The sequence below is a fragment of the Roseovarius tibetensis genome (genome assembly GCF_050896375.1).
In the GTDB taxonomy this organism is placed as follows: Bacteria; Pseudomonadota; Alphaproteobacteria; order Rhodobacterales; family Rhodobacteraceae; genus Roseovarius; species Roseovarius tibetensis.
Genome location: NZ_JBPBBB010000080.1, coordinates 1 through 5,698 on the forward strand (window position 1 = coordinate 1; position 5,698 = coordinate 5,698).

A 5,698-nucleotide genomic window follows, 5' to 3' on the forward strand; every position below is an offset into this window, starting at 1 on the left:
GGCGGCGCCCATCAGGCGCGGAAAGCTGTCGAGGGGCATCTGCGCCACGATTTCCGCCCGCGCGATGCCATCGGCCTCGATCAGGGGCTGACCGCCGGTCACGTACTGATGCTGCTCGACATGCACATCCCCCACCCGCACATCGAACGGCGTGCCGATCCGGGTCATGCGCAGATCCCGTTCTGCACGGGCCTTGGCCGCGTCGGCGCGCGCGATCCGCGCATCGAGACGCGCGCGGCGCACCGGGATCAGGGCCAGCGTGTTCTCGAGCTCCTGCACCGTACGGCGCAACGACAGGGTGGCGCGTGTCTGCTCGTCCAGCCGCGCCTGCGGGACCGTGCCCTGTTCGGCGAGCGTCCGCACACGGACCAGATCGGATTCGGCAAGGGCCAGCCGGTCCCGTTCTATGTCCAGGATCAGGCGGGTGTTCTCGGCCTCCAGTGCGATCTGCCGGCCTTCGGTCCGCAGGGCGGTCAGATCCGCCTCGGCCTCTTTCAAGGTTGTCTCGTAGCGGCCCCGATCGATCTCGAGCACGCGTGTTCCCGCGGAGATCATGTTGCCGGTCTCAAGCTCGGGATGGCGAAAGGTCACCGCGCCTGCGACCTCGGCCACCGCCTGCCAGCTCTGCGCCGCCCGCACGGTGCCATAGCCGCGCAGCACGGGGGCAACCGGTCGTGCCTCGGCTGTGATGGTGCGCGCGGCGACCTCGCGCTCCTGTCGGTCGGTCTGCGCAGGCGGCGCGGCGGTCGAGACAAGCCAGATCGCACCGCCGATGCCAAGGACCAGAGGTGGCAGAAGTCGCAACATGCGCCAGAGCTTCATGATCCATCACCTTTTCGTCGCGTGGCCACCGGCAAAAGGATAGATCCCACTCTTTGGACGAAAGCACAACACACCCTCAGCCGCTGTGCGCATGCATCCCGGGTCACGGGTGCGGTCCGGGCCGAGGCTGCAGGCGGCCGTCATGCGTCGGAGAATGCTCGGCTAAGCGGGTTATGGGAATCGCCGTCAGTCGTTTCGCTGCTGCCGTATCCTCTTCCAGGCCTTCGGGAACGTTGCGGACAAGCTGACCGAAAGCATGGGCGTCCAGCCACAATCGAGCGCATCGCGGTGAGTTGCCACGAACTTTTCGAACCGTTCGGGATGGCGATGTTCGTGCACCGGCGCGGCGAGGATCAAGGTATCGATTCCATCGAGGCTGATTTCGATGGTTTCGTCCATACATCCACGACACGCGTATCGTGCCCGGCATTGCACAGTTCGACCTCGACAAAGCGCGCGATCCTGGCTGTCTGGCCTTCTTGGGTCGCATAGACGATTAGGACGGTCATTGTTGATCTCTTTGTCCGGGGCACATGTGTATAGAATAGCCGATATCCAATCTGGAGGTCTCGAGACATGTCAAATCCGGATCCGGGCCGAGGATCGCCGCGATGCAAGCCCGGCGCAAAGGTTCGCTATCTTGGCAGTATCACAGGACAAACGCGTCGAGCCGCAAGCGCCCCACCCCACCGTAATGGCGTGGGACACTTCTGTGGTTGCCGCCCGTAGTGCAAGAAATTTCTGACCGTTTGAGCATGTGATCGAGTGCGGTCTTCTGTCAGGCCTCGTTTTGCGGCATTCCAGAAGCCGCGGGCCGGTATGGTGATCAGCGGATCGGGTCCAAATCTACCCACCGAGCTACAGGCTCTTAGTGTCCCACTGGTTTTCCCGATCCGGATCTGTTCGATCGTTGCGCCCATTCAGGTCTTCGCCTTCTCACACTCCCCGTTGCACCGATACTGGCTGGTTACGGCACGATGCTCATGCCGCTGTTGCCAGCACCGGATCCCTGTAATCCTCGTTTTTCGTCAAGATGGCCCAGATCTGCCGCGCCATCTTGTTGGCCAGCGCGATCGCGACCAGCATCTTCGGCTTGCGCGCCAGCATTCGGCCAAGCCAGCTGTCCGCCGGGATCTTGTGGCGCGCACGGCCCATGATCCGGGTCATCGCCCCGATGATCAGAAGCCGTCGGATGTCGGTCTGACCGGCCTTCGATATTCGCCCCAGGCGCTCCTTGCCGCCGGAAGAGTTCTGTCGCGGCACCAGTCCCAGCCAGGCTGCGAAATCCCGGCCACACCTGAACTGCGCCATGCCGGGCGCAAAAGCCTCGACCGCAAGCGCCGTCAGAGGCCCGACCCCCGGCATGGTCTGCAGACGGCGCGCCGTGTCGGTCCCGGCCGCCAGCTCCTTCAGAGCTTTCGTCTTCGCGTCGATCCTGTTGGTCTTCTCGGCAATCTGTGCCAGCAGGTCGCGACATTCGGTGGTGATCAAGGCCGGCAGGTCGCAGGTGGGGTCTTCGAGCAGCGCCTCGATCCGTTTGAGATGGCCGATGCCGGCAGGAAACACATGCCCATACTCGTAGAGCACCGCCCGCAGCGCGTTCACCAGTTCGGTGCGCTGATGGACCAGGCGCTCACGGCCGCGGAACAGCATCGTCCTGGCCTGTTGATCCTCCGTCTTGGGGGCGACGAACCGCATCTCGGGCTGGCGCGCGGCGATCACGATCGCCTCGGCATCAGCCGCGTCGTTTTTCTGGCGCTTCACGAAAGGCTTTACGTATTGTGGCGCAATGAGCTTGGCGTCATGGCCGAGCTTTGCCATCTCGCGCGCCCAGTAGCTGGCGCTGCCACAGGCCTCGAACACGACGAGGCAGGAAGGATGCTCAGCCATGAACCGCCGGAACTGCTCGCGCGTCAGCTTCTTGCGAAACCTCACATGCCCCGTCATCGTTGCGCCGTGTAGTTGGAAAACACGTTTTGCCAAGTCCACCCCGATTATCGTATCCTTCATTTTGCCGTCCTCTCCGCTTTGTGGCTCTCAGACCACCATCTTGGCACACTGCGATGCCGTCTGGGTGTTCCATCCCGGATGATCACATAGCCCCTCGTCGATCTGCGCTATTCATGGCACGGTCTGTTCTGAGCGAGGTGCGAAACGGGAGGTCGGGATGCTGATCAAACTTCACAGCCAAGCGACGACGACACCGAAGATCAGGGCGACCATCCAGGCCAGCAAGGAACCGGCCTGGATGGTCGCCGAGCGGCACGGGACCACGGAACAAACCGTGTGGAAGTGGCGCAAGCGCGACGGTGTTGAAGACCGCAGTCATACGCCGCATCGGTTGCAGACGACGTTGACGCCCGCGCAGGAGGCCGTCGCGGTGGCGCTGCGCAAGACCCTGCTGGTCTCGCTCGACGACCTTTTGTCCGTGGTGCGCGAGTTCCTAAACCCGAATGCCTCGCGTTCGGGGCTGGACCGCTGTCTGCGTCGGCACGGTGTCGGCAACCTGCGCGACATGAAGGCCAAAGCACCCAAGCCCAAACACAGCGCCTTCAAGGCTTACGAGCCGGGCTATATCCATATCGATGTGAAATACCTGCCTCAGATGGCCGATGAGAGCCGCCGCCGTTACCTTTTTGTGGCCGTCGACCGCGCAACTCGGTGGGTCTTCATCTTGAAGTTACCCACAAGTTTTTGGCGTGCTGATTTTTTTTTCTTGATCGCGCGGAATCAGGCGTGATTCGTTCTCTGGCACCTTCAACAATTCGGGTGCTCTCATGGGGAACAGTTGGGTGGGCGATGAAATCTCGGAATGCGAGCTGGGCGATGCACGGCTGAACCGCCGGCTCGGGACGATCATGCAGTCAATCGGTGAACGGCCGGGGACGTCTCTGCCCACGGCGTTTCAGGACTGGGCCAACACGAAGGCCGCCTATCGGTTCTTCGCCAACGAGAATGTGAGTGAGGACAAAATCCTCGAGGGCCATTTTGCGGCCACTGGCCTGCGGATCCAGGCCACCGATGGCCCGATCCTGATCCTGCAGGACACGACTGAGTTCTCCTTCAAGCGCGCCGCGCCTGAGAAGATCGGATTCACAAAGATCTCGACCGGACGAAAGCTGAAGGAGGGTCGCCATCAGAAGCACGCGATCTGCGGCCTTCTGATGCATGCCAGCCTTGCCATCACGCCGGAGGGGCTGCCGCTCGGCCTGACGGCGGCCAAGTTCTGGTCGCGCGACAAGTTCAAAGGGACCGCCGCGCTGAAGCGCAAGATCAACCCCACCCGGGTGCCGATCGACCAGAAGGAAAGCATGCGCTGGCTCGACAATCTACGCCGGTCCACCGAGCTGGCGGGCGCACCCGAGCGCTGTGTGCATGTCGGTGACCGGGAAAGCGATATCTACGAGCTCTTCTGCTTGGCGCAGGAACTCGGAACCGGTTTCCTGGTCCGAAGCTGCGTCGACCGCCTGGCCGAAGACGGCGACATGACCATCGCCCGCGTGATGGCGGGCGTCCAGTCCAGCGGCACGCATGAAATCCGCTTCCGCGACGCGCAGGGCAAGGAAGAGCAGGCCATTCTTTCGATCCGGCACGCGACGATGACGGTCCGCCCGCCGATCGGAAAGCAGAAAGCCTATGACCATCAGCATCTTCAGGTCATCCATGCGGAGGAATTTGATCCGCCAGAGCACCGGGCGCCGGTCTTCTAGAAGCTGATCACGAACCTGCCGGTCGAAAATCATGCCGATGCGGTGAACAAGCTTGACTGGTACGCGCTGCGCTGGAACATCGAGACCTTCTTCAGGACCTTGAAGACCGGATGCCGGATCGAGGATGTCCGGCTGACCACGGCCGACCGCCTTGCCAAGTGCATCGCGCTGTGCTGCGTCGTTGCCTGGAGGATCTCGTGGCTGACCATGCTCCGCCGTCAGAGCCCGAGAGCCTCCCCGGCAGCTGTATTCACCGAAACCGAACGCATCCTGCTCGACAGAGCGATGCCGTCGAACCGACAGAACGCATCGAAGGATCTGGCATTCTACATGACAGCCGTCGCAAAGCTCGGCGGATACCTCGATCGAAAAAACGATCCGCCCCCAGGAACCACCGTCATCTGGCGCGGTTTCTCGCGACTGGCCGACCTTACCGACGGGTTCCAAGCAGCTAATCCAGACCCATCGTCAACTTGTGGGTAATTGAAAGTCTTCATACGCATATTCAAGGCCAAGACCGCCGCAAACGCCCGGCGCTTCCTGCGTGACCTGGAGCGCGCCTGCCCGTTGCGCATCCGCACCATTCTGACGGACAACGGCAAGGAGTTCACCGATCGCCTCTTCGGCCTGCGCAAACGCGTTGCAACCGGGGCGCACGAGTTCGACACGCTCTGTGCAGCCCTCGACATAGAACACCGCCTCACCCCACCGAAGTCCCCGCAGACCAACGGCATGGTCGAGCGGTTCAATGGCCGCATCGAGGAGGTGCTACAAAGCCACCACTTCCGATCCGGCGAAGAGTTGGAGACCACGCTGCACCGCTACGTCTGGCTCTATAACCAGCAGCTTCCGCAATCAGCCTTGGGCAGCAGGACGCCCTTGCAGGCGATGAAGGACTGGCACAAACTCAAGCCAGAGCTGTTCACGAAACAGCCATACCACCTTCCGGGATGTGACATCTGGGGAGGGCGGCAACCACCCCATCTATCCTCGCCTGTGACATACGGCTTGGTAACCGGTGCGGGACCAGATCTGCGCAACTGTGAGGCCACGATTTTCGGTGGAGGTCACGGTTCCTGCTGCCACTTTTATGGCTTCTTCGCGTTTTGTGTGGGTGGGTTTCATTTCCGGTTATCGGACGACAGCACGAGATGTTGTGTCGTAGG

General features: G+C 62.0%; 5 protein-coding genes and 2 pseudogenes. 4 read left to right on the forward strand and 3 right to left on the reverse strand.

What is annotated here, in order from left to right:
• The 3 genes from ACROSR_RS19925 to ACROSR_RS19935 all read right to left on the reverse strand — a co-directional run.
• Window positions 1-822: efflux RND transporter periplasmic adaptor subunit (locus tag ACROSR_RS19925; RefSeq protein ID WP_432687634.1), on the reverse strand; the 822-nt coding region annotated here is incomplete at its 3' end.
• A gap of 186 nt (window positions 823-1,008) precedes the next feature.
• A complete protein-coding gene (locus tag ACROSR_RS19930; RefSeq protein ID WP_432687635.1) occupies window positions 1,009-1,221 on the reverse strand; it encodes a flavodoxin domain-containing protein in 213 nt (70 codons plus the stop codon).
• Between the two features lie 582 nt (window positions 1,222-1,803).
• Entirely contained in the window at window positions 1,804-2,832 is a 1,029-nt protein-coding gene (locus tag ACROSR_RS19935) for an IS110 family RNA-guided transposase (RefSeq protein WP_432687636.1), read from the reverse strand.
• A 157-nt stretch (window positions 2,833-2,989) separates the two neighbouring features.
• Here ACROSR_RS19935 and ACROSR_RS19940 point away from each other — a divergent pair.
• The 4 genes and pseudogenes from ACROSR_RS19940 to ACROSR_RS19955 all read left to right on the forward strand — a co-directional run.
• A pseudogene (locus ACROSR_RS19940) lies at window positions 2,990-3,496 on the forward strand (transposase family protein); the annotation flags it as partial.
• 103 nt (window positions 3,497-3,599) lie between these two features.
• Complete coding sequence (locus ACROSR_RS19945) at window positions 3,600-4,532, forward strand: IS4/Tn5 family transposase DNA-binding protein (protein WP_432687637.1); 933 nt, start codon at window positions 3,600-3,602, stop codon at window positions 4,530-4,532.
• Window positions 4,533-4,547: 15 nt separating this feature from the next.
• Window positions 4,548-5,015: a transposase gene (locus ACROSR_RS19950; RefSeq protein WP_432687638.1), complete on the forward strand. Its 468-nt coding sequence runs from the start codon at window positions 4,548-4,550 to the stop codon at window positions 5,013-5,015.
• 27 nt (window positions 5,016-5,042) lie between these two features.
• Window positions 5,043-5,489, forward strand: a pseudogene (locus tag ACROSR_RS19955) (integrase core domain-containing protein); the annotation flags it as partial.
• Window positions 5,490-5,698: the final 209 nt, after the last annotated feature.